The following is a 26,640-nucleotide window of genomic DNA, read 5'->3' as shown; positions in this document are numbered from 1 at the left end:
CGTCTCTCACCTTGGCGGGACTCTGGGAGAATCCGCCAACCCATCGCCCTGTTTTGGCAGAATGAACAGGCGATATGCGAACTACTGGGGGGTGGGGGAGGAATGTGCACTGACCCGGACGCAGTGGACAGAGGGGCCGTCGAGCTCTGCGAGGAGGGCCTCCGCTTCTACGGAGAGCTGTTGAAAGGCGGGAGCGTCACCGGGGAGTGCCCGCTCTGCCTGCTGGAGTTCGGCCTGGTCAAGCGGCTGCCCGAGGGGGGCTTAACCGCGCTGGCGCCGCATGCGGCGCTCTGGGGCCGGATGGAGCAGCTGGAGGAGGTCATCCAGAACCGCAGGCGGGCGCTGGACAAGCTGCACCGCACCGTCTCCCGGGCCGATCGCGTCTACCGGGAGAGCTACAGTCCGACCGGCTCGGCCATGGTTCGGGTGGTGACCGGAGCCGAGGCCATCAGCGCCACGCTCTCCGCCACCGTGAGTGCCTGTCAGAGCGAGTTGCTCACGGCCCAGCCCGGCGGCGGGCGTCCGCCGGAGCTGCTGGAGAAGGCGCTGTACGACGATCTGTCAGCTCTGGGCCGGGGGGTGCGGCAGCGGACGGTCTACCAGCACACGATCCGCTCGCACGCGCCGACGCTCGCCTACGCCGAGAAGATCGTCGAGGCGGGCGGCGAGATCCGCACGGTGGACGAGGTCTTCGACCGGCTGATCATCTGCGACCGGCAGACCGCGTTCGTCCCGGACCCGGCGGCGGCCAACCGCCGCGATCTCGCGCTGGTGATCGAGCATCCGGGTGTGGTGCGCTACCTGGCGGGCATGTTCGAGCACATCTGGCAGCGCGCCGTCCCGCTCCAACCGAACCACTCCAGCGCGGCGTCGTCCGCGGTGACGGACGAGGTACGCCGCGCGGTGCTGCGGCACATGATCAACGGCTACACGGACAGCGCCATAGCCGCGCGACTCGGGATGAGCCTGCGCAGCGTCACCAACCACGTGCGGTGGGCCGCCGACTTCTTCGGCAGCCGGAGCAGGGCGCAGCTCGCGTATCTGCTGGCCCGGAGCGGCTTTCTCGAGGAGGACTGACGCCGACGACGCGCGTTCGGTCGGACGCATCGCGGCTGTCCCGGCGACCCGTGGGGGCCGCCAGGACAGGGTCTGCGTCAGGGGTGACGAAGCGCAGGGGATCCGAGGCTCAGGGGGTGACGGCCGTCGGGGCCGAGCCGCCCCACTGGGAATCGGCGAGGGTCCGGGACGTGCCATGGCCGGCGGCGAAGCCGGTGAGAGCAGCGGCAGCGAGCATGACGCCGGCCAGAGTGCGGCCGACCCACAGCTTCTTCATTTCCGTTCCATTCGTTTCGTCGCTCCGTCGGCGAGGGACGCAAGCGAGGACATCGTCGGGACTGGGCGCTGAATTCGGCTACCGGTTGCCAGCATGCTGGCTACGTGTTGCCCCGTTCGACGGCACAGGCCAAGGGAATTGGCAATGCGCAAACAAGCACGCAGGATGGAACAGACCAGAGCTGGGCATAAGCCGCCGACCGATGGGCGGGGTCAGGCGTCGAAATCGAGGGCGATCTCAGGTGTCGCCGGGCGGGCCCGACAGGGGAGCGTGTAGCCGCGCGCCAGGTCCTTCTCGGTGAGCGCGTACTGCCGCGCGAGCACCACCTCGCCGGAGACGACCCTGGCCCGGCACACCCCGCAGAGGCCGTCGCGGCAGGAGTACGGGACGTCCGGCTGCGCGCGGAGCACCGCGTCCAGCACGGACTCGTCCTCCGGCTCCATGGTGAGGTCGGTGGCCTCGCCGTCGAAGTACACGGTGATCCGCCCGGACCGGCCGGGGGCGGCCGCCGGTTGCTCCTCCCGGTCACCGGCCGAGAAGAGCTCAAAACGCACGTCGTCCTCGTCCGCGCCCCAGTCGGCCAGCGCCTTGCGTGCCGTCTCCACCAGCCCCCAGGGGCCGCACAGGTAGAAGTACCGGTGCGCGGCGGGGCGGTCGGCCCCGACCATGGCCAGCAGTTCGGGCAGCCGCTCCTGGTCGATGCGGCCGACGGGCGGAGCCGTGGGCGCGGGTTCCCGCGACAGCACGTGCACCACCGAGAAGCGGTCGCCGTACCGGCGTTCCAGGGTGGCCACGTCGTCCGCCAACAGCACCGACCCCATGGTCCGGTTGGCGTACAGCAGGGAGACCCGGCAGGTCGGGTCCTGCCGCAGCGCAGCCTCGGCCATGCTCAGCAGGGGAGTGATGCCGCTGCCTCCGGCGATCAGTACGTGGTGTCCCCCCGGGGCGTCCGCGAGGTGGAAGTCGCCTGCGGGACCGGCGACTTCCAGGACGTCGCCGGCGGTCAGCCCGTTGGTGGCGTACTCGGCGAAGCCACCCGGTCCGAGCCGCTTGACCACCAGCCGGAGGCGGCCCGGATCGTCGGGTGGCGGGCAGACCGAGTAGCTGCGGCGGAGTTCGCGCCCCGCCAGCGTGTGACGGATGGTCACGTGCTGGCCAGGCCGGTGGGCGAACGTGTCCGCGAGCGGTTCCGGCACGTCCAGCGTCAGCGAGACGGCGTCGTCACCGACCCGGCGTACGGATGCGACCTGCAGGCGGTGCCATCCGGCGACACCGTGTGCGCCGTGTGCGCCGTGCGCGCCGCGCACACCGCGCGCACCGTGCGTGTCGCCGGAACTCTTGATCACTGGAGCCACCGAACCAGCCTTTCCTTCCCTGTGCACGCCTCTGTTCACGTCCGTGTCCCGGACCGCACCTATCGCCGCCCGCGCACGCTACGAGGCCATGACCCCGGTGCCCCAGACCATCGACGCGGCCGGCTGCGGGGTGATGTCCCGCAGCGCCGCGGCGATCCGGCGGACGCCCTCCTCGGCGGTGGCGGGGTCGTGGACGAACGGGAGCCTGGTCCGGTTCTCCAACGTCCCCTCACCGCCGAAGCGGGGACCCGCGAGCAGCTGCACGCCGTGCTGCGGGGCCGCCAGCGCCAGCCGCGAACTCACCCGCGCCCCGAGGTCGACCCAGAGCGAGAGACCACCGGCCGGCATGGTGAAGCTGCACCCGGGCAGGTGCTTCTCCAGTGCCTCCGCCAGCCCCTGCCGGTTCTTGGTGAGCATGGCGGTCCGCTGGCTCACCAGCTCGTCGAACTTCTCCAGCAGCATGCAGGCGATCAGCTGGGTGATGATCGGGTTGCCCGCGTCGGTCGAACCGCGCAGCCCGACCAGCGCCGAGATCACCGACGGTGCGGCGCGCAGCCAGCCGAGCCGCAGCCCGCCCCAGCAGGTCTTGCTCAACGAGCCGATGGTGATGGCCCAGTTGGGCGCGCCGTAGGTGGACATCGGGGCGGGCAGAGCGGTGTCGTCGAGCGACAGGTCGCGCAGCGTCTCGTCGATGACCAGGAAGGTGCCGGAGATCCGGGCCGCGTCGGCGATCGCCGTCCGGATGTAGCGCGGCATGACCGCGCCGGTCGGGTTGTGGAAGTCGGGCATCAGGTACGCCATGGCCGGCTTGGTCTGCCGGATCGCCTTGTCGAGCAGGTCGACGTCCCAGCCCGTCGCGGACATCCCCACCGGCACCGTCCGACGGCGCAGGGCGCGGATCGAGTCGAGGACCGCGGGATAGGTCGGGCTGTCCAGCAGGATCCGGTCGTGCGGGCGGGAGAGGTGCTGGAGCAGCAGGTGCCAGGCGTGCTGGGCGCCGGCCGTCACCATGATCTGGTCGGGTGTGGTCGGCAGGCCCTGACGGGTCATCCGGTCGGCCAGCGCCTCGCGCAGCGCGGGGATGCCGACCATGTCGTAGCCCGCCGTCCGGGTGTGCCGGCCGAGGCGGGCGGCCGCCTCCCAGGTCGCCTCGACGAGCATGGGCTCGGGCGCGGACAGCGTCGCGGTGGTGAAGTCGATGTCGCCGTCCGCGCTGGCGGCCTGCCAGGAGAACGACCGGGCCTGCCGGCTCTTGTCCGGCGGGATCGTCACGAAGGACCCGGCGCCCTGCCTGCTCTCCAGGTAGCCGGTCTCGCGCAGCAGCCGGTACGCGGTCGTCACGGTGTTGCGGCTGATCTCCAGTTCCGACGAGAGGACCCGCTCGGCCGGGATGCGCGCACCCAGCGGGATCCGGCCGTCGATGACCGCGATGCGGATCGCGTCCGCGAGGTCGGAGTAGGCGGTGCCACTGCGCTGCCAGTGTTCGATGATGCGTCGGATTTGGGTCGGACTGATCACAAGTACCATGACGCCCCCTAGATGGCTTGCCGACTTGGTCCGGTGACCGTGATCTCCCACCGTCAGGGCTTCGGATTCGAAGGTACGGCGGGAGGCGTTTGTGACGTCACGGCCTGCGAGAGCGAAGTCGTACAAAGTGCACGGGATGTGAGCGTGCGTCGAGGCGGCCCCGACGCGGTGGAGCCGGTGCTCGTGCGATGGGAGATCCGCGCGAGCTCTCAGTCGTCCCGCGAGGTCTGACATGGGCGGGCGGCAGCGTCGATCCGGGCGGCGGCGGCGCCGCGAGCGTGAACCAACGTGTGCATCACAGATGCTTCCCTTTCGAGGGCGTGGTGCCCGGCGGCAGCCGGACTGCCGTGCACTGGGAGGTGGTCGGCACGTGCAGTCACAACAATCGCTGCTGTAACCGCGTCGAGGAAGTGGCATCGGCCGCTCTGATCTGCGCATTGCGGAAAGTAGCGCAGGGATGATTCATGCGCATGTCAGCAGGAATCATGCCGAAGACGCAGTCGGAGGCGGGGCTACCGGCCGATCCGAACGGGGATGGCCGAGCAGAGCCGGTCGAGTTCGTCCTCCGTGTTGTAGTAGTGCGCCGACGCGCGGACCGCGGCGACCGGGTGGTCCCAGGGGGCGGTGCCGGCATGCGTGGCCGAGACGTTGATCCCCACGTTCCGCAGCGCCCCGGCCAGCTCCGCGCTGTCGTGCCCCGCCACCGTGAACGAGACGATGCCGCAGGGGTGTTCACCGCGGTCGTGGACGGTGGTGCCCGGCATCTCGCGCAGCCGCTGCCGCAGGCCGCCCGCCAGCTCGCCCACGCGCTGCCGGATCGCTTCGAGCCCCAGCTCCAGGGCGTACTCGGCGGCCACGCCGAGCCCGATCTGGGCGGCCAGGCAGCGCTCCCAGGTCTCGAAGCGGCGGGCGTCCTCCCGGACGGCGAGGTCGCCCGTCTCGGTCCGGCGCGCGCTGTGCAGGCACAGCTGGGACGGCTCAAGCCGGTCGAGCAGGCGTGAGGAGCAGTACAGGAACGCGGTGCCGCGCGGTCCGCGCAGGAACTTCCGCCCCGGCGCGACCAGCAGGTCGCAGCCGATCTCCTGGACGTCGAGGGGCAGTTGACCCACCGACTGGCTGGCGTCCAGCGCGTACACCACGCCGGCGTCGCGGGCGATCCTGCCGATCTCCGCCGCCGGGATGACCAGTCCGTTGTGGGACGGGACATGCGTCACGGCGATCAACCGCACCCGGTCGTCGACCATGTCGCGCAGCGCGTCGACGGACACGACGCCCGTCGCGTCGTCCGGCACCACGTCGATCCGGACGCCGTGCTTGCGGGCGATGTCCAGCATCGCGATGCTCACGCTCGCGAACTCGGCGCGGCTGGTCAGGATCCGGTCCCCTGGCGTCCAGGGGAGCGCGTAACAGGCCATGTTCCAGGCGCGGGTGGCGCTTTCGGCCAGAGCGATCTCGTGCGGCTCCGCGCCGATCAGGCGGGCCAGCGCGGCGTAGCAGCGGTCCAGGCGGTCGGCGCGCTGTGCCGCGGCCTCGTAGGCCCCGATCCGCTCCTCCAGCCGCAGGTGCTCGACCATGCTGTCCGTCACCGGACGGGGCGCCAGCGCGGCGCTGGCATTGTTCAGGTGGGCGAGCTGCGCGCACGCGGGTGTGTCGGCGCGCACCCGCGCGACGTCGATCGTCACCGTGACCTCCTCGTCCCTCCGGCTCGGCGCATTCTTCTCCCCCGCGCTCGAGCGTGCATAGGGCCAAAGCGGTGACGGTGGTCCACCCGGAACGGGCCCTGACGGGCGGGGGCCAACGAGTGCGGATTGGCCGTTGTCCAGGGCGCGGCAACGTGGAGATGCTGGGCTGGTTCCCGCCGGGGCCACACACCCGAGGCGGTCTCCCGATCTCTCACGAGGAGCACCTGTGAACCTGTCGGCACGGTTGGAAGTTGCCGGTATCCGGTTGCCCGAGGCCCCGAAGCCCGTCGCGTCCTTCACGCCCTGCCGGGTGGACGGCGATCTCGCGTTCGTCTCCGGTCAGATCGCGCAGGGGGTGCGCGGCCGGGTCGGCGCGGACGTCGACACCGCCGAGGCGATCGAGGCCGCCCGGCAGTGCGGGATCAACGTGCTGGCCCAGCTCCAGGCCGGTCTCGGCAGCCTGGACCGGGTGGCCGCGCTGCTCAAGCTCACCGTCTTCGTCAACAGCGTGCCGGAGTTCGAGGAACCGCACGTGGTGGCGAACGGCGCCTCCGACCTGCTCATCGAGATCCTCGGCGAGCCGGGGCGGCATGCCCGGTCCGCCGTCTGTGTCGCCTCCCTGCCGCTCGGGGCGCCGGTGGAGGTCGAGGCGATCGTGCGGGTGCGCCCCGAGGGTGAGGCGGGGTGACGCCGCCGGTCGTCGTGGCACCCGAGCTGACGGATGCTCAGGTCGGGCGGGTGGCACGGTTCGTCGGCGAGATCGTCGTGGTCAAGTTCGGCGGCAACGCGATGGTGGACGAGCGGCTCAACCGGGCCTTCGCACAGGACGTGGTCCGGCTGCGGCAGGCCGGCGTGCTGCCCGTCGTGGTGCACGGCGGCGGGCCGCAGATCGACGCGCAGCTGGCCCGCTTCGGCATGCGCCCCTCCTTCGCGGCGGGGCTCAGGGTGACCACCCCCGAGGTCATGGAAGTGGTCCGGATGGTGCTGGCCGGACAGGTGCAACGGCAGGTGGTGGGGCTGCTCAACGAGTACGGTCCGTTCGCGGTCGGCCTGACCGGGGAGGACGCCTGGACCATGACGGCGACCAAGCGGTACGCCGAGGTCGACGGTGAACGGGTCGAGCTCGGCCTGGTCGGGGACGTCTCGGGGGCCGACCCGAGCGCGCTGCACGCCCTGCTCAGGGACGGGCGGATCCCGGTGGTCTCGCCCATCGCCAGGAGCGAGGACGGCCTCACCTACAACGTCAACGCGGACGCCGGCGCGGCGGCCCTGGCGGTGGCGCTCAGGGCGCAGCTGCTGGTCGTGCTGACGGACGTGGCCGGCCTGTTCGCCGACTGGCCGTCCACCGAGAAGGTCGTCGACCGGATCACCGCGGACGAGCTGGAACGCCTGCTGCCCACGCTGTCCGGGGGGATGATCCCGAAGATGGAGGGCTGCCTGCGCGCCGTCCGGTCGGGGGTGCCCGTGGCCCACGTCCTGGACGGGCGGGCGCCGCACGCCCTGTTCGACCACGCCTTCGGAGACACCGCCGTCGGCACCCGCGTCGTCCCGTAGCGCCCCGGCCCGCAGCGGCGGACGGGGCAGCGGCGGGGGGGCCCCCCGGGGCCCGCACAACCCAGGGGGGGGGGGCGCGGCGGACGGGGCAGCGGCGCAGCGCCCCGGTGGACCACAAGTCCACCGGGGCGCTGCGCTGGGAGCTGTCGAGCGGGTCGGGGCGGGGCAGTTCGCCGGCCGGCCGCTCAGCCGGCCGGCTGGCTGCTGACCGCGGCGCGGCTCAGGGCCAGCCCGAACGGCTGGTCCACCGACATGAGTTCGATGTAGTTGACGTTGACGTGCGCGGGCGTCCGGTGTGCCCACAGCACGGCGTCCGCGATGTCCTCCGAGGAGAGCGGCTGGATGCCCTCGTAGAGCCGGTCCGCCTTCTCCTGGTCGCCGCCGAAGCGCACCAGCGCGAACTCGCTGCGGACCATTCCGGGCGCGACGCAGGTCACCCGCACCCCGGTGCCCTGCAGGTCGACCCGGAGGTTCGCCGACAGCTGGTGCACGAAGGCCTTGGTCGCGCCGTAGACGTTGCCACCGAAGAAGGCGTACTCCGCGGCCAGTGAACCGAGGTTGATGATGTGTCCGGACCCGGCACGCTTCATGACCGGGAGGACGGCGTGGGTGCAGTTGAGCAGTCCCTCGATGTTCGTGTCGATCATCGTCCGCCAGTTGTCCGGATCGCCCTCGTCCAGTGCTCCGAGACCCAGCGAGAGACCGGCGTTGTTGACCAGTGCGGCGATCCCGCCGTCGTCGGCGGTGAGTTGGGCGACCGCGTCTGCGATCGCCTCCCGGTCCCGGACGTCCACGGCTTCCACCCGGAGCTGGTCCGGCCCGAACGCGGCGGTCAGCTCCTTCAGCCGCTCGGTGCGCCGGGCCAGGACCGCGACGGGCTGACCGTCCTTCAGGAACCGCTCGACCACCGCCCGTCCGATCCCGGACGTGCCTCCGGTCACCACCACCCACTGCGTCACTGCGTTCCACCTTCCTCGGATTCCTCGGATGTCGAGACCTTCGGGTCGAAGGGACAGACCCACGCGTCCGCCACGGCCATCCCCGAGTACTGGCGTGCCTCGGAGTCCTCGCCGAAGTCGGCGAGATTGGGGTTGATCGCGCCCTGGAGGGCGATCTCCCTTCGGCGTACCTCCCGCTGGATCCGCTGGTAGCCGCCGTTGGCCTTCAACCGCTCGAACTGCACATGCGAGTTGAAGACCAGGGTCGGCAGCGGGAACCGCCGGGAGACCCGCGAGGCGCCGGGATGCAGCCCGACCACGAAGAAGGGGTGCTCACCGACGCTGAAGCCGAACCGCGGCGAGCTCGGATCCGGGTCCACCAGCGGGGACCAGGGGTATCTGGTCACGTCGATGTCGTGCAGGGCTTGGAGCTGGTCCCACAGCAGCCGTTCGAACTCGCCCTCGTCCACCGGGCCGGGAGCGTCGAACGTCGCGGCGAACGAGGCCAGCAGCGGGTCGACCTCGTCCTTGTTCCGGGCGAAGTCGACCAGCAGCGGATACAGCGCCTCGGTCGTCTGCGCCGTGGCCAACTCGCCGAAGTGGTGGTGCACGATGGTGCTGCGCAGCAGTGCGGTCTTGCCGGCCACGCAGGCGAACGAGTCCGAGTCGATCTTCTCCAGCAGCAGTTCCCGGGCCCGTGCCCCGGCGATCACGACGGCGCTCCCGGTCGCTCCGCCGGCTCGGCGACCAGCCGGTACCGGTCCATGACCTCCAGGGCGGCCCGCCGCACCGCGTCGTGACCCTCCCCGCGCAGCCGGAACCGGCCGCCGATGTGCTCGTAGCCGCCGGACCCGTCGAGGACCGAGCCGACCTCGGGGAGCACCTCGTCGTAGACCTCGTCGATCACGTCGACCAGCGAGGTGCGGGAGACGATCCGGCTCGGCAGCGGCCGCGGCTCGGGAATGCTGACCCAGCCGCCGCCCGGCGCGGAGACGAACTCCCCCGGCGAGTGGAACGGCGGCAGTCCCAGTGCCGCCCGGAACGACTCCGCGAAGAGGTCGACCCCGAACAGGTCTCGGTGGATGAACCCCACCTCCGCGCCCCCCGGACGCAGTCCGACCTCAAGGAAGACCAGTTCACCTGCGGCACTGCGGAAGAGCTCCAGATGGAACGGGCCGTCGGCCAGTCCGAGCGCGTCCAGGCAGGCCCCGGCGAAGGCGACCACCTCGTCCCGCTCGGCCCCCTCGTCCAGCAGCACCGAGCCGAGCGGCGTGCCGTCGGCGAACTCCAGGCAGTTGTTGACGTACGCCGAGGCGCTCACGAAGTGGAAGCGGCTGTCCCTGCGGACGCCGTCGACGTGCAGGACGTCGCCCTCGATGAACTCCTCGCACTGGTAACCGGCGGGGTCGATCTCGCCCAGCACGGCGGCCAGCCGCTCCCGGTCGTCGACCCGGAGCACGCCCTGCGAGGCCGCGCCGGACCGGGGCTTGACGATGATCGGCAACCCGACCTGGCCCAGCACCTCCTCGGCGGTGCTCGCGGCGTGCAGCTCGAGGAAGCGCGGCGCCCGCAGGCCCGCGCCCGAGACCAGCTCCTTCATCCGGGGCTTGTCGCGGAAGCGGTTGACGAACTCGGGCCGCCAGCCGGGAACCCCGAGCTCCTCGCGGAGTTGCGCGACGGTCAGCAGGTCCCACTCGGAGATCCCCACGATGCCGTCGAACCCGCCGTGCCGCTCGGACAGCTCCTTGGCCAGCGGGAGCACCGTCTCCAGCTCCAGATCGGGGACGACCACCGTCTCCAGCGCGTGCTCGGTGTCCAGCACGGTCAGGCCGTAGTCCCTGGTCAGGTACACCAGCCGACAGCTGTCCGGGTCGACGAAGCGGTGGTACTCGCCGAACTCGTCGTCGAAGCGGTTGAGGACCAGGTACGTCGGTACGGGTCGGCTACTCAAAGCGCACCTCTTCGGCGATGCCGTGCCGGCGCTCCAGGGCGTCGGCGTACGAGTCGGCGTGGTAGATGACGTGGCCGATGCGGCTGCGGAAGTCCTCGGCCGGCTCGATCGGGTCGCCCGGCTCCAGGTAGAGCTCCACCTCCTGGACGTCCGGAGCGTCCCGCAGCTCCGCCAACCCGCGGACCGCGGACAGGGTTTCCAGGTCCGGCGCGGTGAAGAAGTGGATCGCGGCGCACTTGGCGCGCGGCACCTGCACCGGAGCGACCTCGGCCCGGTCCAGCCCCGCGTACGCGGCGAGCATGACCTTGGCGAGCGAGACGCCGGTGGCGATCTCGACCAGGTCGCAGATGTGGTCGCCGGCCAGCCTGGCGCCCAGCTCGATCAGCACCGGATCACGGGCCTGGAGCCGCACCTCGCAGTGGAACGGTCCCATGGTGACCTTCAGCGCCTTGCACACCCCGGTGACGTACTCCTCCAGGCGGGCGCGCTCGTTCGGGGCGAGGTCCAGCTGGACGACGTGACCGACCTCGACGAACTTCGGTTCGGCGCCCAGCAGTTTGCCGGTCACCGAGGCGATCATCACCGTGTCCCCGTCGACGTAGCCCTCGACGCTGACCTCCGGGCCGTCGATGTACTCCTCCAGCAGCACCCGGCCGTCGAGCCCGCGCCCGAGGTCGGTCCGGGTGTCGGTGACCATCCACTCGTGCGCGCGGCGCAGCTCGTCCAGGTCGTTGACCCGGCTGACGTGCACGCTGCCGGCGGAGCTCTGCGGCTTCAGCACGGCGGGGAAGCCGACCCGCTCCGCGCCGGCCGTCAGGCTCGCCAGGTCGGTCGCCTCCGCGTAGCGCGGGACGCGCAGACCGGCCGCCGCGACCCGCGCCCGCATCGTCGCCTTGTTGCGGAGCGCAGGACCGGCCTCGACCGGCAGGCCCGGAAGTCCGAGCCGGGCCGCGATCCGGGCGACGCTGTCCACGTAGAACTCGAAACCCGGGATGATGCCGGACAGCGGACTCTCGGCGTGCAGCGCGAGGGCGACATCGGTCAGAGCGGCCTCGTCGTTGGTCTCCACCACGACCAACCGGTCGACCTGTTCGCGGATCGCGCGGGAGAGCCGCCGGTCCCCGGCGTCGAAGGACGCGACCACGACCTGGATACCCAGGCGGCGCGCGGTGCTGAGCAGAGCGAGCGTCGAGGTCATCGGCTCGACGACCAGAATCCGCCTGCCGTGACCAGGTGCTGAGTCAGCCATGTGAGATCAACTTTCGCGCTGGGAGCGGGGTCCGTGCGCCGCGCTGCCGAACGCGGCATGGAGCTCGGATGGAGGGCACCGGGTCACCCGGAGCCCTCCACCCGCGGCTGTGCGGTGCTGTCGCCGAATCAGACCGAGGCCAGCTCGGTCTTCACGGCCGTGGCCTCGTACAACTCGCCGAAGTAGTCGCCGATCAGGTCGATGAACGCGGTCAGGTCCGCGTACGCCTGGTCGGTGTTGCCGAAGACCTCGACGGCCTGCGACACGGTGCGGAACATCAGCTCGTCGTGGTCGTGCGACTCGTCGAAGTCCAGGTGCTTCTGCGAACCGCGCACGAAGTCCTTGCCGAACTCCGCGGCCACCTTGTCGGTGATGACCTGGTTGTACCGGTCGGAGTACCACTCGACGAACCAGTCCCAGACGGTCGTCGGCGCCGGCCCACGGCTGTCGGCCTCCAGGCGCAGGTAGCCCATCAGCTTCTTGGTGGACGGGAAGACGTCAGTGGCCTCCAGCTGCTCGGCCGTGAAGCCGAACTTCTCCAGGTCACGAGTGAACATGCCCTCGTGCCCGAACTCCTCGGCCAGGTACTTCGCGAGCTTCGCGGCCAGGCTGTCGTCCTTCGAGCCGACCTTGAACAGCGCGTAGGTGTCGACCTCGTTGTTCAGGCGGATCCGGAGGACCGTCTCCACCAGGTGGCGGACGAAGTAGTCCCGCTCGATCCACTCACCCGCGTGCAGCTCGCGCATCTTCGGTACGCGCTGGAACTGCTTCTCCATCAGTTCCTCGGCCAGGCTCTCCAGGCGGGCCCGGTCCAGCTTCGTTGACATATCCAGTTCCTCCTCATAGCGCCGGAGCAGTATGCCCGGCAAGGGGATGTACTGCGACGCGGCAGGAAAACCCGGAATGTTCGGGAATTCCCCGCTGAAATTTCTCTGGCGGTTCAGGAAGGGCCGCCGCGGCCTCGACGTCCGCGCCGGTGTTCACGACCGGCCCGCTGTCGACACCTGGGATCCTGCCCCGCCTGACGAGTACGAGACAGGGCCAATCCGTATGCCTTGGCACCCCCGGGGGCCATGCCGTGCGGATTGGCCCTGTGCCCCCGTCCTGACGTCGATTAGTGTCCCGATCGAGTCAGTACGCGGTGTGATCGCGACGGCCGCCGGCCCCGTATCCCAGGAGCGGCGTCCGTGATCCGGTGGATTCGCTCGGCCGGTGCCGCGAATAAACCCTGACGGTCAACGCCGTTCATTTTGTTTTCCGCACAGCGGTCAGTTCCCCGTATTCGTCGACGACGTCGACCAGGAAGTGTCAAGACCCGGCCAGCGAAAGGAAGCACCGTGAGCTCAGTCCGGTCGTTCACCGACTTCGGAACGCTTCGCGAGATTGTGGTGGGGAGCCCTGCGGGCTTCCACATCCCGGACGCCGATCTGTCCCTGCGCCACTTCTTCGGCCTCCCGGCCGACCACGTCGAGCCCCTGCCGGCCGCCGGGGCGCTGGAGCGGGCCGTCGAGGAGACGGAGGAGGACCTCCAGGCGCTGTCGGAGACCCTCGGCCGACTCGGCGTCACGGTGCGACGGCCCGACCCGTTCGAGCAGGGCCGCCCGCTGTCCCTCCTGGACTGGAGCACCACGGCCAACCACGCCCTGATGCCCCGTGACTGCCTGCTGGTGGTCGGCGAGCGCATCATCGAGGCGCCGATGGCGGTGCGGGCGCGCTACGCCGAGACCTTCCCGTTCCGCACGCTGCTGCGCGAGTACTTCGCCTCCGGCGCCACCTGGGTCGCCGCACCCCGGCCGCAACTGCCGGACAGCACCTATGAGTTCACCGAGGACGGTCCGGTCCTCGCCGAGTCGGAGCCGCTCTTCGACGCGGCCAACCTGCTGCGCTGCGGCAGCGACCTGTTCTTCAACGTCAGCAACACCGGCAACCGGATGGGCGCCGAGTGGCTGCGCCGCCTGCTCGGCTCCGAGTACACGGTGCACGAGATCTCCATCTGCGACGACCACATCGGCACCACCCTGCACATCCTGCGCCCCGGCGTCCTGCTGGCCAACGCGGGCCGGCTCACCCCCGACACCCTGCCCGAGCAGTTCCAGGGCTGGAAGGTGCTGTGGTTCGACGAGCCGGAGGACGACGGCTTCGCGCTCACCTGGCCCCGCGCCTCGACGTGGATCGGCATGAACATCCTCGCCTACGACGAGCAGACCATCATCGTCCCGGCCCGCCAGGAGGGCCTGGCCCGGCTGCTGGAGAAGGAGGGCTTCACCGCCGTCCCCGTCCCGTTCCGGCACGGCCGTACCTTCGGCGGCGGCTTCCACTGCTGCACCCTCGACGTGCGCCGCGACGGCTCCCTCACGTCCTACCTGTAGAGAGCGGTCCCCTTACCTGCAGAGAGCGGTCCACACGATGAGAGCGAACACGGTCAAGGAGATCAACGCGATGTTCAGCCGCGGGGGCGACGAGGTCATGGATGTGACCTTCCGCCGCGGCCGGACGTCCGACGCGCCGGCCATGCATCGGCTGTCGGTGCCGTTCATCGAAAGCGGGAACCTGATCGTCCGCGACCGGGAGGTCTTCGAGTCCGCAGCCGAGGACTTCTACGTGGTGGAGATCGACCGGACGGTGGTGGCCTGTGCCGCCATGCGCGGGTTCACCGGCCTGGCAGAGCTCTACAACGTTGCGGTGGACGGGAGTTGGCAGGGGATCGGCCTCGGCCGGTTCCTGCTGGCGCACGTGATCGCGGCTGCGCGTGCGGACGGCTTCGACAACGTGCTGGTGTTCTCCAAGACCACGCTCGCCTGGTTCGTCCGGCACGGGTTCACGCTGGTCGACCCGTCGGCGCTGCCGGAGGAGCGTCGGGTCCTCATCGATCCGGGCCGGGGGTCGGTCCCGCTGTTGCGCAGCACCGCCGGATTCGACGACCCGCTGGAGATGCTGGGCGAACTGGCCGGGGCGCAGGTCACGTTCAACCGCTCCCAGCGCACGCTCCGTTGGGAGGCCAAGCACGACTCGCTGCTCCAGTTCGCCGAGCACCACGGCATCGATGTGGAGTCGCTGTGCTGGGGCGGAGTCTGCGGCACCTGCGGTGTCGGTCTGGAACGCGGAACCGTCAACTACCAGATGGCGCCCGAGGCCGGTCCGGAGAAGGGGAAGGTGCTGCTGTGCATCGCACGACCGCTGACCGACCTGGCGCTCGACCTGTGATGCCGCTCCGCGTCACCGAACTCCGGCGCCACCCGGTGACGTCGCTGGGCGGGGAGTCCGTCAACCGGCTCAGGCTCTCCGGGGGTCGTGTCGCCGGCGATCGCGCCCTCGCGATCGTCACGGCGGACACGGCGGACACGGCCGACACCGGCCGGGTGCTGACTGCCCGGCATGTGCCGCAGCTGCGGGAGGCGAGCGCGCGCTGGCTCACCTGTCTGGCGGAGATCACCCTGCCGGGCGGTGAGAAGGTCCGGTCCGACGATCCGGCGGCGTCGGCCGTCCTGAGCGACTGGCTCGGCCGTGCCGTCCGGTTGGCGCACCCGACCGGGGGACCGCTCGCCGTCGAGTTCGGCGAGGCGCCGGTGCACCTGGTCAGTGAGGGCTCGCTCAGGGCGGCCCGGCGGTGGCATCGCGAGGGGGACCGGAGCACCTCGTGGCTCCGACCCAACATCGTGGTCGCCGCAGGCGACGACCGGCAGGCCGAGAACGTGCAGGCCGAAAACATGCAGGTGGAGAACGGTAAGGCCGGGATCGGCCAGGTGGAGAACGTGTTGATCGGTCACCAGGTCGCCCTCGGTGAGGCACTGATCGACATCACCGGACCGAGCAGGCCCAGCAGCGGGAACGCGACGGCCTTCGGCGTCCACGCCAGGATCACCCGGGCGGGCTGGGTGTCGGTCGGCGACTCCCTGAACGTACTGCCCGTCAACAGACCCGTCCTGATCGCGGACGGGGTGTGAACAAACCCCCATGAGCAGACCGAGAGGGTGGAGCGCGGTGTCCACGGACCGTATGACCCAGCTGTACAACGAGACCTGCCTCCTTCCCAGCAGCAAGCTGCACTCGGCCGTCGAGGCCGTGGAGCGCAATCCGCTGCTCTCCCACTGGACCGGGCACTACCTCTCCCGGCCGCTGTTCGTCGAGGAGCGCCAGATCCGGGGCTTCGCCGACGACGTCGTGCGGATGGTGGGACTGCTCACCTCGCTGCCGGAGCGGCTGTTCGACGGTGACCTCGACCGGTTCTGTGCAGCACTCGGCATCGACGACCGCCGCGCCGCGCTGATGCGGCGGCTCGGCCCGCCGCCGCACAACGGGCGCGCGGACATGTACCACGACGGAACCTCCTTCAAGCTGCTGGAGTTCGGCATCGCGAGCGAGGTCGGCGGCTGGGACCGGGCAGGCGAGATCCCGCGGGCGTTCCTGGAGGCGGACGCCTTCAGGGCGTTCGCCGAGGAGCACGGACTCGGCTACACCCATCCCGCCAAGGCGGTCGCCGACAGCCTCCGGCAGGTCGGCGCGACCGTCCGGCCCGACGGGGAACCGGTGGTCGTGCTGCTGGAGGGCCCCGGCGGCCTGGTCGACTACGGCACCACCTGGCGCACCTTCGAGTCGGTGATGCGGGGCTTCGGGCTGGACTTCCACGTCGCCGAGGTCGGGGACGTCCAGGAGCGCGATGGGAAGCTGTACTTGGGCAGCCTGCCGATCGACGTGGTGTACCGCTGCTTCGAGACCAACCAGATTGTCGACGAGCCGGACGGTCCGGCGCTCGTAGAGCCGTTGTTCCGGGCCCACGAGGCAGGCGGCACGGTGCTCTGGACGCCGATGTCGAGCAACCTCTTCAATGACAAGGGGTGCATGGCGCTCCTGTCCGACCCCCGCTACCGGCACCGCTTCACCACGGAGGAGCAGGCCGTCATCGACCGGGTCCTGCCGTGGACCCGTGGTCTCGGCGGCGTGGGCGTGACCGTCGACGAGGAGCTGATCGGCCACTGTCGCGAGCGGCGCGAACAGCTGATCCTCAAGCCCAGCGGCTACTTCGGGGGGAAGGGCACGATCCCCGGCTGGGAGTGCTCTGACGAGAACTGGACAAACGCCCTGAGGGAGGCCGCTTCCTCTGGTTGCATAGTCCAGGAGCGGGTGGTGCCGCGGACGGAACCGATGGTGGTGAACCCCTCCATCCGTGAGATCCAGCCGTGGCAGGCGGTTTGGGGGCTCTTCTACACACCGGACGGCTATGCCGGCACGTACGGCCGGGCCTTGCCGACCGAGAACAACGGGGTGATCGGCATCAGCTCCAACAAGGGCACCCGGACCGCCGGGGTCTTCCACTACAGCAGCGATTCCTGAGCAGCAGCGGTTCCAGCGAGCCAGCGATTTCTGAGAGGACGTGAGCCATGACCGTGGTCGTGGACAAGGACAAGGACGAGAGCGTCGACCCGGTCACAAGGGCCGCGGCCCGCAGGGACTTTCGCTTTATGTGGGCAGGGCAGAGCATAAGTCTCTGGGGCGATCAGTTCATGGTCCTGGCGCTGCCTCTCCTTGCCGTCAACGTCCTGCACACCTCGGTCGCCGAGGCTCTGCTGCTGCCGTCGGCGATGTTCTTCCCGTTCCTGGTCCTCGGCCTGCCGGCCGGCGCCATCGTCGAGCGGCTCCGCCGTCGGACCACCATGCTGGTGGCGAGCGCCGCTCAGGCGGTGGCCATCGGAGTGATCTGGCTGCTGGCCGTCACCCACGTCCTGGTCTTCCCGGTGCTCTTCGGCCTGCTGCTGATCAGCGGTAGTGGGGTGGTGTTCTTCCAGGTCGCCTACACCTCCTATCTGCCCAGCCTGTTCACCGACCCGGACGACCTGCACAAGGGCAACGCCCGGCTCTCCCTCTCCGAGTCGACCTCGCTCGCCGGCGGCCGGGCGGTCGGCGGCATGGTCGTCCGGATGCTCGGTGTCCTCGGAGCGCTGGCGGCGAACGCACTGAGCTTCCTGGCCTCCGTGCTCGCACTGGCGGTGATGCGCCACAAGGAACCCGCCCGTGCCGTGACCAAGCGGGAACGGGGCTGGATCCGGCGGGACGTCACGGCCGGCCTCAAGTTCCTGATCAAGCATCCGCAGCTCCAGCCCATGGTGCTCTGCGGGACGTTCTACCTGCTCTTCCTGAGCATGGTCGACGCCAGCCTGGTGCTCTACTGCAACCGGGTCCTCGGCCTGAACCAGCTCTGGACCGGTGTCGTCATGGGCGCCGCCGCCGTCGGTTATCCGATCGGCAACATGCTGTCGCCCAGGATCGCGAAGAAGTTCGGCACCGCTCGGGCGCTGGCGGGCAGCATCACCCTGTCGGTGGTCGGCATGGTCGTCAGCCTGGCGCTCAGCACGCCGGGCGGCATGACGGGTGCGATCGGACTGATCGCAGGCAGCATCGTGCACGGCATCGGTGAGGGCTCCTACATCCCGACCTCGCTGACGCTCCGTCACCGAGTCACGCCGCCCGAACTTTTGAGCCGGGTCGGCGCGGTGCAGCGGTTCTCGATGTGGGGCTCCATGTCGCTCGGCTCGCTGCTCGCCTCCGGCGTCACCGCCCTGGTCGGCCTGCGGGGCGCCGTCTGGACCGGCGCACTGGCGGCGCTGATCCTGGTGCCGCTGGCGCTGCTGCAGCGCGGCATCCTCGCGGAGGTGCGGACCGGGGTGCCGCCGAAGCTGGAGACCGCCTGACCGTCCGCCGGCCGCGTTCGGCCTTGGGTAACTTCCTGACGTGAAAGGGACTTTCGCCATGCAGCAATCACCCGCGCAGGTCAAGCGCCTGGATCGGGTGGTCATCCGGTTCGCCGGTGATTCGGGTGACGGCATGCAGCTTGTGGGTGACCGGTTCACCGCGGAGACTGCGTCGTTCGGCAACGACCTCTCGACGCTGCCGAGCTTCCCGGCGGAGATCCGGGCGCCTGCCGGCAGCCTGCCTGGCGTGTCCAGTTTCCAGTTGCATTTCGCGGATCACGACATCCTGACGCCGGGTGACGCGCCGGACGTGTTGGTGGCGATGAACCCGGCGGCGCTGAAGGCCAACCTGGGCGACATGCCGCACGGCGCGGAGATCATCGTCGACGAGGACCAGTTCGCCAAGCGGGCGATGGCCAGGGTCGGTTACGCGAGCAATCCCCTGGAGGACGGTTCGCTGTCCTCGTTCCACGTGCACCTGGTGCCGTTGACGACCTTGACGGTGGAGGCGCTCCGGGACAGTGGTCTGAGCCGCAGGGATGCGGAGCGGGCGAAGAACATGTTCGCGTTGGGGTTGTTGTCGTGGATGTATCACCGTCCGACGGAGGGGACGGAGGGGTTCCTGCGGGCGAAGTTCGCGAAGCGTCCGGAGATCGCCGAGGCGAATGTGTTGGCGTTTCGGGCGGGGTGGAACTACGGGGAGACGACGGAGTCGTTCGCGGTCTCGTACGAGGTGGCTCCGGCGTCGAAGGCGTTCGCTGCGGGCCGGTATCGGAACATCTCGGGGAACCTGGCGCTGGCCTACGGCCTGGTGGCGGCGTCGCGGCGGTCGGGGTTGTCGTTGTTCCTGGGCTCGTATCCGATCACACCCGCATCGGACATCCTGCACGAGTTGTCGAAGCACAAGAACTTCGGGGTGCGGACGTTCCAGGCGGAGGACGAGATCGCCGGGATCGGTGCGGCGTTGGGTGCGGCGTTCGGCGGCGCGTTGGGGGTGACGACGACGTCGGGTCCGGGGGTGGCGCTGAAGTCGGAGACGATCGGGCTGGCCGTCTCCCTTGAGCTGCCGCTCATTGTGGTGGACATCCAGCGTGGTGGTCCGTCGACGGGGTTGCCGACGAAGACGGAGCAGGCCGATTTGTTGCAGGCGATGTTCGGTCGCAATGGGGAGGCGCCGGTGCCGATCGTGGCGCCGGCGTCGCCGGGGGAGTGTTTCACGGCGGCGTTGGAGGCGGCGCGGATCGCGTTGACGTATCGGACGCCGGTGTTCCTGCTCTCGGACGGGTATCTGGCCAACGGCAGTGAGCCGTGGCGGATTCCGGAGGTGGGGGAGTTGCCGGATCTGCGGGTGGAGTTCGCGTCGGGGCCGAACCGGGAGGACGGTTCGTTCTGGCCGTATCTGCGGGATCCGGAGACGTTGGCGCGGCCGTGGGCGGTGCCGGGGACGCCGGGGTTGGAGCACCGGATCGGTGGGATCGAGAAGCAGGACGGGACGGGGAACATCTCCTACGATCCGGCGAACCACGACCTGATGGTCCGGACCCGGCAGGCGAAGATCGACGGCATCACGGTGCCGGATCTGGTGGTCGATGATCCGGGCGGGGACGCGGAGTTGCTGGTGTTGGGCTGGGGGTCGACGTTCGGGCCGATCGCGGCCGGGGTGCGGCGGGTGCGGACCGCGGGCGGCAGGGTGGCCCACGCCCAGTTGCGGCACTTGAATCCGTTCCCGGCGAACCTGGGCGAGGTGTTGGGCCGCTATGAGCGGGTGTTGGTGCCGGAGATGAACCTGGGGCAGCTGGCGCTGCTGATCCGCGCAAAGTACCTGGTCGATGCGCGTTCGTTCACGCAGGTCAGCGGCATGCCGTTCAAGGCCGAGCAACTCGCCGCCCGGATCAAGGAGGCACTCGATGCCTGAGCAGACCAAGCCCGCTGAGCTGAACCTGACCGACGTGTCGAGGCTGACCGCGAAGGACTTCAAGTCCGACCAGGAGGTCCGCTGGTGCCCGGGCTGCGGGGACTACGCGATCCTTGCCGCGGTCCAGGGCTTCCTGCCCGAGCTGGGCATCGCGCGGGAGAACATCGTCTTCGTCTCCGGGATCGGCTGCTCCTCCCGCTTCCCCTACTACCTCAACACCTACGGGATGCACTCCATCCACGGCCGCGCCCCGGCCATCGCCACCGGGCTGGCGTCCTCGCGCCCGGACCTGTCGGTGTGGGTGATCACCGGCGACGGCGACGCGCTGTCCATCGGCGGCAACCACCTCATCCACGCCCTGCGCCGCAACGTCAACCTGAAGATCCTGCTGTTCAACAACCGGATCTACGGCCTGACCAAGGGCCAGTACTCACCCACCAGCGAACAAGGCAAGATCACCAAATCCACCCCCATGGGTTCGCTGGATGCGCCCTTCAACCCGCTCTCGCTGGCCATCGGCGCCGAGGCGTCCTTCGTCGCCCGCACCATCGATTCCGACCGACAGCACCTGGCGTCCGTGCTGCGGGCAGCCGCCGCGCACGAGGGCACGGCCTTTGTGGAGGTCTACCAGAACTGCAACGTCTTCAACGACGGCGCTTTCGACGTGCTCAAGGATCCCGGCACCCGTGACGAGGCCCTGGTCCGCCTCCAGCACGGCGAGCCGATCCTGGTCGGCGCGGGCCATGGCGTCTTCCGGGGCGCGGACGGCGAGCTGTTCGTCGGCGAGGTCACCGAGGCCAACCGCGCCGAGGTCCTGGTGCACAACGCCCACGCCGCCGGCTCGGCGTTCGCCTTCGCGCTGTCACGGATCGCCGACGCGGACAACCTTCACCACACCCCGATCGGCGTCCTGCGGGACGTCCGGAGGCCGGTCTACGACGCTCTTCTGAACGAGCAGCTCGACCGCGCTGTCGCCGACCGTGGCTCCGGCGATCTCGCCGGCCTGCTCGCGGGCAACGACAACTGGACCGTCGGCGTCGGTGCCGGGTCGTAGTCTGGCGGGTATGGCGAAGAGTGGCGTGTCCGTGACCGCTGGTGCTGCCGGTGGGCCGGGGTTCAAGAAGGCACCGTTCCCGACAACGCATCTGGCGAAGGTGCGGGCGGCGAGGAAGATCAACCGGGCGTTGGCGGAGGTGTATCCGTACGCGCACCCCGAGCTCGACTTCGACAACCCCTTCCAACTCCTGGTGGCGACCGTCCTGTCTGCCCAGACGACGGACCTGCGGGTGAACCAGACCACGCCTGCCCTCTTCGCGGCGTACCCGACGCCGGAGCTGATGGCGGGCGCGAACCCCGAGGAGTTGGAGGAGCTGATCCGCCCGACCGGCTTCTTCCGCAACAAGGCCAAGTCCCTGCTGGGCCTCTCCGCCACGCTGCGCGATAACTTCGGTGGCGAGGTTCCCGGTCGTCTGGAGGACCTGGTGACCCTGCCGGGCGTCGGGCGCAAGACGGCCAACGTCGTGCTGGGCAACGCCTTCGGTGTCCCCGGCATCACCGTCGACACCCACTTCGGGCGGCTGGCCCTGCGGTTCGGGTGGACCACCTCCGAGGACCCGGTCAAGGTCGAGCAGGAGGTCGGCGAGCTCGTCGAGAAGAGCGAGTGGACCATGCTGTCGCACCGCGTGGTCTTCCACGGCCGCCGGATCTGCCACTCCCGGAAGCCCGCCTGCGGCGCATGCCCGATCGCCCAGCTCTGCCCCTCCTACGGCGTCGGTGAGACCGACCCGGTGAAGGCAGAGAAGCTGCTCAAGTACGAGAAGGGCGGCCAGCCCGGCCAGCGGCTCAAGCCGCCGTCCGACTACCCGGGCGAGGCGGCTGCGCGTGCGGCCGCTCACGGCGGTCCCGTCGCCGACACCGCTGCCGAGGTGGTTGCGTGAGCGGCACGTGGACCGACCCCGGGGCACCCGCGAAGGTCGAGCGCGAGGGCATCCCGGAGTGGCTGGTCCCCGTCCGCGACGTCGCGGAGCGGATCGAGCCGACGCAGCTGAGCCGGTTCCTGCCGCCTGAGCAGGGCGGCCGCCGCTCGGCGGTCCTGGTGCTCTTCGGGGAGCAGCCGGGAAGTGGGCCGAGCGCCGGCCCGGACGCAGGCCCGGAAGCCCGCGTGGACGCAGGCCCTGATCTGCTCCTGATTGAGCGCGCCCGGCGGCTGCGCTCGCACGCGGGCCAGCCCTCGTTCCCCGGAGGCGCGCTCGACCCCGAGGACGGGGACCCGTCCGGGGACGGTCGGATCCGCGCCGCGCTCCGTGAGGCGTGGGAGGAGACCGGCCTCGACCCGTCCGGCGTGCAGGTCTTCGGCGTGCTGCCGGACCTCTACATCCCGGTGAGCGACTTCGTCGTCACGCCGGTGCTCGGCTGGTGGCACACCCCCGTCCCGGTCGCACCGGTGGACGAGGGCGAGGTGGCGGAGGTGTTCCGGGTCCCGATCGCACGGCTGGTCGACCCCGCCAACCGGGCCAGGCTCCGGCATCCGAGCGGCTTCCGCGGCCCGGCGTTCCGGATCGACGGCCATGTGATCTGGGGCTTCACCGCGGGTGTCATCGACCGCCTGCTCCACCACGCGGGTTGGGAACGCCCGTGGGACAACGGCCAGGAGGTCGAGCTCGGCGACGCCTCGATCTTCGCCTCTCCGGAGGAGCAGGCGCGTGCCCGCGCCCTGGAGCAGGGGACGTCCCCCGGAGGCCACTGACCCCTCGTCGAGTGCGGGGCACGACGTCGGACATGCGCGTCGGCGACGGCCCGGCACAGGTCTCGTGGGGGTCACGAGTTGTCCACAGGCTGGGGAGGGGGCCTGCGCTCCATTCGTCACGCATGGCAAGGTAGCCGGGTGAACGTCCTTGATGTCCTGCTGCTCCTGGCCGCCGTCGGATTCGCCGTGAGCGGCTACCGCCAGGGCTTCGTCGTGGGCGTCCTCTCTGTCCTGGGCTTCCTCGGCGGCGGCGTGCTCGCCGTGCAGTTGCTGCCGCAGTTGCTCACCCATCTCTCGCCCGGCGTCGTCTCCTCCGTCGTCGCGGTCGTGGTGGTCATCGTCTTCGCTGCCTGCGGCCAGGCGTTCACGACGCACTGGGGCTGGAAGCTGCGCGGGCGGATCGGCCGCAGCCGGGCCCGGATTCCCGACGCCGTCGGCGGCTCGGTGGTCAACGTGGTCGCCATGCTGCTGGTCGCCTGGCTCATAGGGTCGGCGCTGGCGGGCACCTCCCTGCCCACCGTCGCCCACCAGGTGCGGACGTCCAAGGTGCTCGCCACGGTCCAGGACGCGCTGCCCGCCGACGCGCCGTCCTGGTTCTCCGACTTCACAGCGACCCTGGCCCGCAACGGTTTCCCGCAGGTCTTCGACCCGTTCCAGACCGAGCCGATCACCGACGTCCCGGCCCCGGACCCGGCCCTGGTCAACAGCGCAGGCGTCCGCACCGCGCGCCAGAGCATCGTCAAGGTCCTTGGCACCGCGCCGTCCTGCGGCAAGGAGATCGAAGGCACTGGCTTCGTCTACGCCCCGCAGCGGGTGATGACCAACGCCCATGTCGTCGGCGGCGTGACCACCTCCACGGTCCGCCTGGGCGACCGCACGTACGACGCGCACGTCGTCCTGTACGACTGGCAGCGCGACATCGCCATCCTGGATGTCCCTGGGCTCAACGCACCTACGCTCACCTTCGCGGGCAGCGCCGACTCCGGAGCGGACGCCATCGTCGCCGGCTTCCCGGAGAACGGTCCGTTCAACGTCCAGGCCGCCCGCGTCCGTGGCCGGATCCAGGCGAACGGCCCGGACATCTACCACCGTGGCACGGTGAGCCGCGACGTCTACTCGATCCGTTCGACGGTCCGTCAGGGCAACTCCGGTGGGCCGCTGCTCACTCCGGACGGCGAGGTCTACGGTGTGGTCTTCGCCAAGTCCCTTGACGACGCCCAGACGGGCTATGCGCTCACCGTCGACGAGATCCGCTCCGACGCGCTGCAGGGCGAGGACCTGACCTCGTCGGTCAACACGGAGTCCTGCGCGCTCTGATGAGGCCCGCCACCGGGGCTCCGCACGTCCGCTGAGCCCTGATCAGGTGGGCCCTGCGGCCCTGTCCGATCTTCCTGGTACGGTCGGGCGCGGGCGGGCGTGAGAAGGCGTCAGCCGAGGGCGGCGACGCGCAGCGAAGACTGTGCGGCTTGGGGAGGACGAACAGTCATGATGGGCCACTCGCACGCGGTGAGCGGGGCACTGCTCTTCGCGGCCACCGCCCCCTACCTGCCGCCACTGGTGATGCACGCTCATCTGCAGCCGCAGGAGATCCTGATGGGCACGGTGCTCTGCGCGGGCGCAGCACTCCTGCCCGACCTGGACCACCACGACGGCACCATCGCCAACTTCCTGGGCCCCGTCAGCAAGTTGCTCTGCCGCTTCGTGGCCTGGATCTCGGGCGGCCACCGGCACGCCACCCACTCGATCTTCTTCGTCGCGCTGATGACGGCCGGGACATGGGCCGGTGTGACGTACGTAGGACGCTACTTCACGCTGGGCGTGACGTTCTTCCTGCTGGCCATGGCCATTCGCGCGCTCAACCTCTGCCCACCCGGCCACGGTTTCAACGCCTGGGGCACGATCGTGGCCATGGCCGCGATCGGCACCGGGGTGATCGACAAGTTCATCCCGTCGGCGCCGGGTTGGCTGCCCTACGCGGTCGGCCTGGGCTGCGTCGCCCACCTGCTCGGTGACTCCATCACCAAGATGGGCGCCCCCTGGCTGTGGCCGCTGAAGACGCGCTACGAGATCGAGATCATCAAGAGCAGCGGCAACAAGCTGGAGACCGAGATCCTGGTCCCGCTGATGGGCGTCGGCACCATCGCGCTGCTCTGGTTCACCGCCCTGTCGCCGCACTCGCTCTGACGCTCCGTCTGCCCGGTTCCCGGCCTCCCCTGCCTGCTGCCTGCCTGGTCAGCCTGGCCGGGGTGGCCTGCGCGAGGTCAGCGCTGCCGCAGGCGGGAGGTCACCCAGCGGGCGCGGCGCCCGAGGATGCGTGGGATGCCGACGTGGCCGGCAGACTCCAGCAGGGCCACTTCTGTTGCTGTGCCCGGAACATGAGCGGCGACGGCTCCGTCGGCGACTCCGGCTGGGCCGGTGACCGTGGAGCGTTGCTGCGAGCGGCGACGGTTTCGTGGCGCGAGGGCGCGGTCGTGCATCCAGCTCATACAGGCACGTTGCCCGCATCACTTGGTCGGTAACCCCGAGCAAAGGTTCCAATTGGCCTATGCGCGTGGCGTATTCGCCTATTGACGGACTGTCGCACCGCGACCCTGCCGTCCCCGCTCGGTGGCGGGCCCTTTTCCTTCAGGCCCGCCTCAGCCTGCTCTGTCAGGCTACGCCGACTCCTTGAGCCAGCCCAGCAGCAACTCGTTGAAGGTCTCCGGGGTTTCCTCGTGCGGGTAGTGGCCGACCCCGTCGAGCACCCGCCAGGTGTACGGCGCGTCGACGTACGCGGCCGAGCCCGCAGCCGTGCCGGCCAGCAGCACCGGGTCGTCCGCGCCGTGCACGTGCAGGGTGGGCACGTGCAGCGTCCGGTTCATGCGCCGCGAGAACTGCAGGCCGTCCGGTCGGCCCATGGACCGCATCAGCCAGCGGTAGGGCTCGATCGAGCAGTGGCGCGAGTTCGACAGCATGATCGCGTGCCGGTAGGTGAGCAGCTCCTCCTTGTCGGGCTCGTGGCCCGGAGCGCTCCACTCGGTCAGGTACTGCCCGACCAGGGCCGCGTCGTCGGCGGCCAGCTGCCGCTCGGGCACCCACGGCCGCTGGAAGCCGAGCAGGTGCTCTGCGGCCATGATCTGGCGTCGGTCGGTCAGCAGCGCGCGCCGGAAGCGGCGCGGGTGCGCGCTGGAGACCGCCACGAGCCGCCGGACGAGGGCCGGGCGCATTGCCGCCGCGGTCCAGGCCAGGAAGCCGCCCCAGTCGTGCCCCACCAGGGTCGCGTCCTGCGCGCCGAGCGAGCGGATCACCCCGGTGAGGTCCAGGGCCATGTTGGACGGGTCGTAGCCGCGCGGGGTGCGGTCGCTGCCGCCGACGCCGCGCAGGTCCACGGCGACCGCCCGGTACCCGGCGTCGGCCAGTGCGGTCAGCTGGTGCCGCCAGGCCCACCAGAACTGCGGCCAGCCGTGCACCAGCAGCACCAGCGGTCCTTCGCCCGCCTCGGCGATGTGGAACCGCGCGCCGTTGGCGGCGACGTCACGGTGCGTCCACGGACCCTCGATACGCGGGTCGAAGGTGTCGGTGCTGGAGACGGCTGGGTCGAAGGCCATGAGTAGAGCGTGTCACACGTTCCGGTCCGGACGAGTCAACCGCTCGGACGAGTCAGACTTGGGAAAGTCAGACCTCAAGGGAAGGCAGACGCGCGGAGAGGGCCCGGCGGCTGCGCG

The 26,640-nt window shown here is 70.2% G+C and carries 25 protein-coding genes; 14 read left to right on the top strand and 11 right to left on the bottom strand.

Features of this window, described 5'->3' with window-relative positions; translation table 11 throughout:
* Window positions 1-123: 123 nt before the first annotated feature.
* Complete coding sequence (locus I2501_RS21780; protein WP_328806520.1) at window positions 124-1,077, top strand: LuxR family transcriptional regulator; 954 nt, start codon at window positions 124-126, stop codon at window positions 1,075-1,077.
* 109 nt (window positions 1,078-1,186) lie between these two features.
* On the opposite strand, the gene I2501_RS21775 is transcribed toward I2501_RS21780, so the two are convergent.
* From I2501_RS21775 to I2501_RS21760, 4 genes are all read right to left on the bottom strand, one after another.
* The gene (locus I2501_RS21775; protein WP_196195831.1) at window positions 1,187-1,333 is read right to left on the bottom strand and encodes a hypothetical protein; all 147 of its coding nucleotides are present in this window, start codon (window positions 1,331-1,333) and stop codon (window positions 1,187-1,189) included.
* A 212-nt stretch (window positions 1,334-1,545) separates the two neighbouring features.
* Window positions 1,546-2,679 carry a ferredoxin--NADP reductase gene (locus tag I2501_RS21770; protein WP_328806519.1) on the bottom strand — a complete coding sequence of 378 codons (1,134 nt, stop codon included), beginning with the start codon at window positions 2,677-2,679 and terminating at the stop codon, window positions 1,546-1,548.
* 87 nt (window positions 2,680-2,766) lie between these two features.
* A complete protein-coding gene (gene yczR / locus I2501_RS21765; protein WP_196195830.1) occupies window positions 2,767-4,215 on the bottom strand; it encodes a MocR-like transcription factor YczR in 1,449 nt (482 codons plus the stop codon).
* 512 nt (window positions 4,216-4,727) lie between these two features.
* A complete protein-coding gene (locus tag I2501_RS21760) occupies window positions 4,728-5,897 on the bottom strand; it encodes an aminotransferase class V-fold PLP-dependent enzyme (protein WP_196195829.1) in 1,170 nt (389 codons plus the stop codon).
* Window positions 5,898-6,123: 226 nt separating this feature from the next.
* Here I2501_RS21760 and I2501_RS21755 point away from each other — a divergent pair, with 226 nt between their 5' ends.
* Both I2501_RS21755 and argB read left to right on the top strand, forming a co-directional pair.
* Entirely contained in the window at window positions 6,124-6,585 is a 462-nt protein-coding gene (locus I2501_RS21755; RefSeq protein ID WP_196195828.1) for a RidA family protein, read from the top strand.
* A complete protein-coding gene (argB, locus tag I2501_RS21750; RefSeq protein WP_408022765.1) occupies window positions 6,582-7,451 on the top strand; it encodes an acetylglutamate kinase in 870 nt (289 codons plus the stop codon). Before I2501_RS21755 ends, argB begins: the two co-directional genes overlap by 4 nt.
* A 185-nt stretch (window positions 7,452-7,636) precedes the next feature.
* Here the strand turns inward: argB and I2501_RS21745 are convergent, their stop codons facing one another.
* The 5 genes from I2501_RS21745 to I2501_RS21725 all read right to left on the bottom strand — a co-directional run bounded on the left by I2501_RS21745 (window position 7,637) and on the right by I2501_RS21725 (window position 12,416).
* A complete protein-coding gene (locus I2501_RS21745) occupies window positions 7,637-8,410 on the bottom strand; it encodes an SDR family NAD(P)-dependent oxidoreductase (protein WP_196195827.1) in 774 nt (257 codons plus the stop codon).
* Window positions 8,407-9,102 (bottom strand): guanitoxin biosynthesis heme-dependent pre-guanitoxin N-hydroxylase GntA, encoded by a 696-nt coding sequence (gntA, locus tag I2501_RS21740; RefSeq protein ID WP_215909859.1) that lies wholly within the window; start codon window positions 9,100-9,102, stop codon window positions 8,407-8,409. The genes I2501_RS21745 and gntA overlap by 4 nt, the downstream gene beginning before the upstream one ends.
* Window positions 9,099-10,340 (bottom strand): ATP-grasp domain-containing protein, encoded by a 1,242-nt coding sequence (locus I2501_RS21735; RefSeq protein ID WP_196195826.1) that lies wholly within the window; start codon window positions 10,338-10,340, stop codon window positions 9,099-9,101. The genes gntA and I2501_RS21735 overlap by 4 nt, the downstream gene beginning before the upstream one ends.
* The gene (locus I2501_RS21730; protein ID WP_196195825.1) at window positions 10,333-11,589 is read right to left on the bottom strand and encodes an ATP-grasp domain-containing protein; all 1,257 of its coding nucleotides are present in this window, start codon (window positions 11,587-11,589) and stop codon (window positions 10,333-10,335) included. Before I2501_RS21730 ends, I2501_RS21735 begins: the two co-directional genes overlap by 8 nt.
* Window positions 11,590-11,717: 128 nt before the next feature.
* Window positions 11,718-12,416, bottom strand: coding sequence for a heme oxygenase-like domain-containing protein (locus tag I2501_RS21725; protein ID WP_196195824.1), 699 nt, complete (start codon window positions 12,414-12,416; stop codon window positions 11,718-11,720).
* A gap of 510 nt (window positions 12,417-12,926) precedes the next feature.
* On the opposite strand from I2501_RS21725, the gene I2501_RS21720 reads away from it, so the two are divergent.
* From I2501_RS21720 to I2501_RS21670, 11 genes are all read left to right on the top strand, one after another.
* Entirely contained in the window at window positions 12,927-13,958 is a 1,032-nt protein-coding gene (locus tag I2501_RS21720; RefSeq protein WP_196195823.1) for an inosamine-phosphate amidinotransferase 1, read from the top strand.
* Window positions 13,959-13,995: 37 nt separating this feature from the next.
* On the top strand, window positions 13,996-14,793 hold the full coding sequence (locus tag I2501_RS21715) for a GNAT family N-acetyltransferase (protein WP_196195822.1): 798 nt from the start codon (window positions 13,996-13,998) through the stop codon (window positions 14,791-14,793).
* Window positions 14,793-15,533 (top strand): MOSC N-terminal beta barrel domain-containing protein, encoded by a 741-nt coding sequence (locus tag I2501_RS21710; protein ID WP_196195821.1) that lies wholly within the window; start codon window positions 14,793-14,795, stop codon window positions 15,531-15,533. The genes I2501_RS21715 and I2501_RS21710 overlap by 1 nt, the downstream gene beginning before the upstream one ends.
* A gap of 37 nt (window positions 15,534-15,570) precedes the next feature.
* Window positions 15,571-16,920 carry a hypothetical protein gene (locus tag I2501_RS21705; RefSeq protein WP_196195820.1) on the top strand — a complete coding sequence of 450 codons (1,350 nt, stop codon included), beginning with the start codon at window positions 15,571-15,573 and terminating at the stop codon, window positions 16,918-16,920.
* A gap of 47 nt (window positions 16,921-16,967) precedes the next feature.
* The gene (locus tag I2501_RS21700) at window positions 16,968-18,275 is read left to right on the top strand and encodes an MFS transporter (RefSeq protein ID WP_196195819.1); all 1,308 of its coding nucleotides are present in this window, start codon (window positions 16,968-16,970) and stop codon (window positions 18,273-18,275) included.
* A 58-nt stretch (window positions 18,276-18,333) separates the two neighbouring features.
* Window positions 18,334-20,190 carry a 2-oxoacid:acceptor oxidoreductase subunit alpha gene (locus I2501_RS21695; RefSeq protein ID WP_196195818.1) on the top strand — a complete coding sequence of 619 codons (1,857 nt, stop codon included), beginning with the start codon at window positions 18,334-18,336 and terminating at the stop codon, window positions 20,188-20,190.
* Complete coding sequence (locus I2501_RS21690) at window positions 20,183-21,244, top strand: 2-oxoacid:ferredoxin oxidoreductase subunit beta (RefSeq protein ID WP_196195817.1); 1,062 nt, start codon at window positions 20,183-20,185, stop codon at window positions 21,242-21,244. Before I2501_RS21695 ends, I2501_RS21690 begins: the two co-directional genes overlap by 8 nt.
* 10 nt (window positions 21,245-21,254) lie before the next feature.
* The gene (gene nth / locus I2501_RS21685; protein WP_196195816.1) at window positions 21,255-22,127 is read left to right on the top strand and encodes an endonuclease III; all 873 of its coding nucleotides are present in this window, start codon (window positions 21,255-21,257) and stop codon (window positions 22,125-22,127) included.
* Window positions 22,124-22,936 (top strand): NUDIX hydrolase, encoded by an 813-nt coding sequence (locus tag I2501_RS21680; protein ID WP_196195815.1) that lies wholly within the window; start codon window positions 22,124-22,126, stop codon window positions 22,934-22,936. The genes nth and I2501_RS21680 overlap by 4 nt, the downstream gene beginning before the upstream one ends.
* A gap of 138 nt (window positions 22,937-23,074) precedes the next feature.
* The gene (locus tag I2501_RS21675; RefSeq protein ID WP_196195814.1) at window positions 23,075-24,253 is read left to right on the top strand and encodes a MarP family serine protease; all 1,179 of its coding nucleotides are present in this window, start codon (window positions 23,075-23,077) and stop codon (window positions 24,251-24,253) included.
* Between the two features lie 168 nt (window positions 24,254-24,421).
* On the top strand, window positions 24,422-25,120 hold the full coding sequence (locus I2501_RS21670) for a metal-dependent hydrolase (protein WP_196195813.1): 699 nt from the start codon (window positions 24,422-24,424) through the stop codon (window positions 25,118-25,120).
* A gap of 77 nt (window positions 25,121-25,197) precedes the next feature.
* Here the strand turns inward: I2501_RS21670 and I2501_RS21665 are convergent, their stop codons facing one another.
* The gene (locus I2501_RS21665) at window positions 25,198-25,422 is read right to left on the bottom strand and encodes a hypothetical protein (RefSeq protein WP_196195812.1); all 225 of its coding nucleotides are present in this window, start codon (window positions 25,420-25,422) and stop codon (window positions 25,198-25,200) included.
* Window positions 25,423-25,590: 168 nt separating this feature from the next.
* Entirely contained in the window at window positions 25,591-26,523 is a 933-nt protein-coding gene (locus I2501_RS21660) for an alpha/beta fold hydrolase (protein ID WP_196195811.1), read from the bottom strand.
* Between the last annotated feature and the right edge of the window lie 117 nt (window positions 26,524-26,640).

It is taken from the genome of Streptacidiphilus fuscans, from assembly GCF_015690355.1.
Taxonomy (GTDB): Bacteria; Actinomycetota; Actinomycetes; order Streptomycetales; family Streptomycetaceae; genus Streptacidiphilus; species Streptacidiphilus fuscans.
Note: the sequence above shows the minus strand (reverse complement) of the source record. Positions and strands in the feature narration are given on the sequence as shown.

Bases quoted from the DNA above. Each gene is read 5' to 3' on its own strand.
- I2501_RS21700 (WP_196195819.1), top strand. From the start codon at position 16,968: ATGACCGTGGTCGTGGACAAGGACAAGGACGAGAGCGTCGACCCGGTC.
- nth (WP_196195816.1), top strand. From the start codon at position 21,255: ATGGCGAAGAGTGGCGTGTCCGTGACCGCTGGTGCTGCCGGTGGGCCG.
- I2501_RS21660 (WP_196195811.1), bottom strand. From the start codon at position 26,523: ATGGCCTTCGACCCAGCCGTCTCCAGCACCGACACCTTCGACCCGCGT.
- I2501_RS21775 (WP_196195831.1), bottom strand. From the start codon at position 1,333: ATGAAGAAGCTGTGGGTCGGCCGCACTCTGGCCGGCGTCATGCTCGCT.
- I2501_RS21665 (WP_196195812.1), bottom strand. From the start codon at position 25,422: ATGAGCTGGATGCACGACCGCGCCCTCGCGCCACGAAACCGTCGCCGC.
- I2501_RS21725 (WP_196195824.1), bottom strand. From the start codon at position 12,416: ATGTCAACGAAGCTGGACCGGGCCCGCCTGGAGAGCCTGGCCGAGGAA.
- I2501_RS21710 (WP_196195821.1), top strand. From the start codon at position 14,793: ATGCCGCTCCGCGTCACCGAACTCCGGCGCCACCCGGTGACGTCGCTG.
- yczR (WP_196195830.1), bottom strand. From the start codon at position 4,215: ATGGTACTTGTGATCAGTCCGACCCAAATCCGACGCATCATCGAACAC.
- I2501_RS21690 (WP_196195817.1), top strand. From the start codon at position 20,183: ATGCCTGAGCAGACCAAGCCCGCTGAGCTGAACCTGACCGACGTGTCG.
- I2501_RS21695 (WP_196195818.1), top strand. From the start codon at position 18,334: ATGCAGCAATCACCCGCGCAGGTCAAGCGCCTGGATCGGGTGGTCATC.
- I2501_RS21730 (WP_196195825.1), bottom strand. From the start codon at position 11,589: ATGGCTGACTCAGCACCTGGTCACGGCAGGCGGATTCTGGTCGTCGAG.
- I2501_RS21670 (WP_196195813.1), top strand. From the start codon at position 24,422: ATGATGGGCCACTCGCACGCGGTGAGCGGGGCACTGCTCTTCGCGGCC.
- I2501_RS21715 (WP_196195822.1), top strand. From the start codon at position 13,996: ATGAGAGCGAACACGGTCAAGGAGATCAACGCGATGTTCAGCCGCGGG.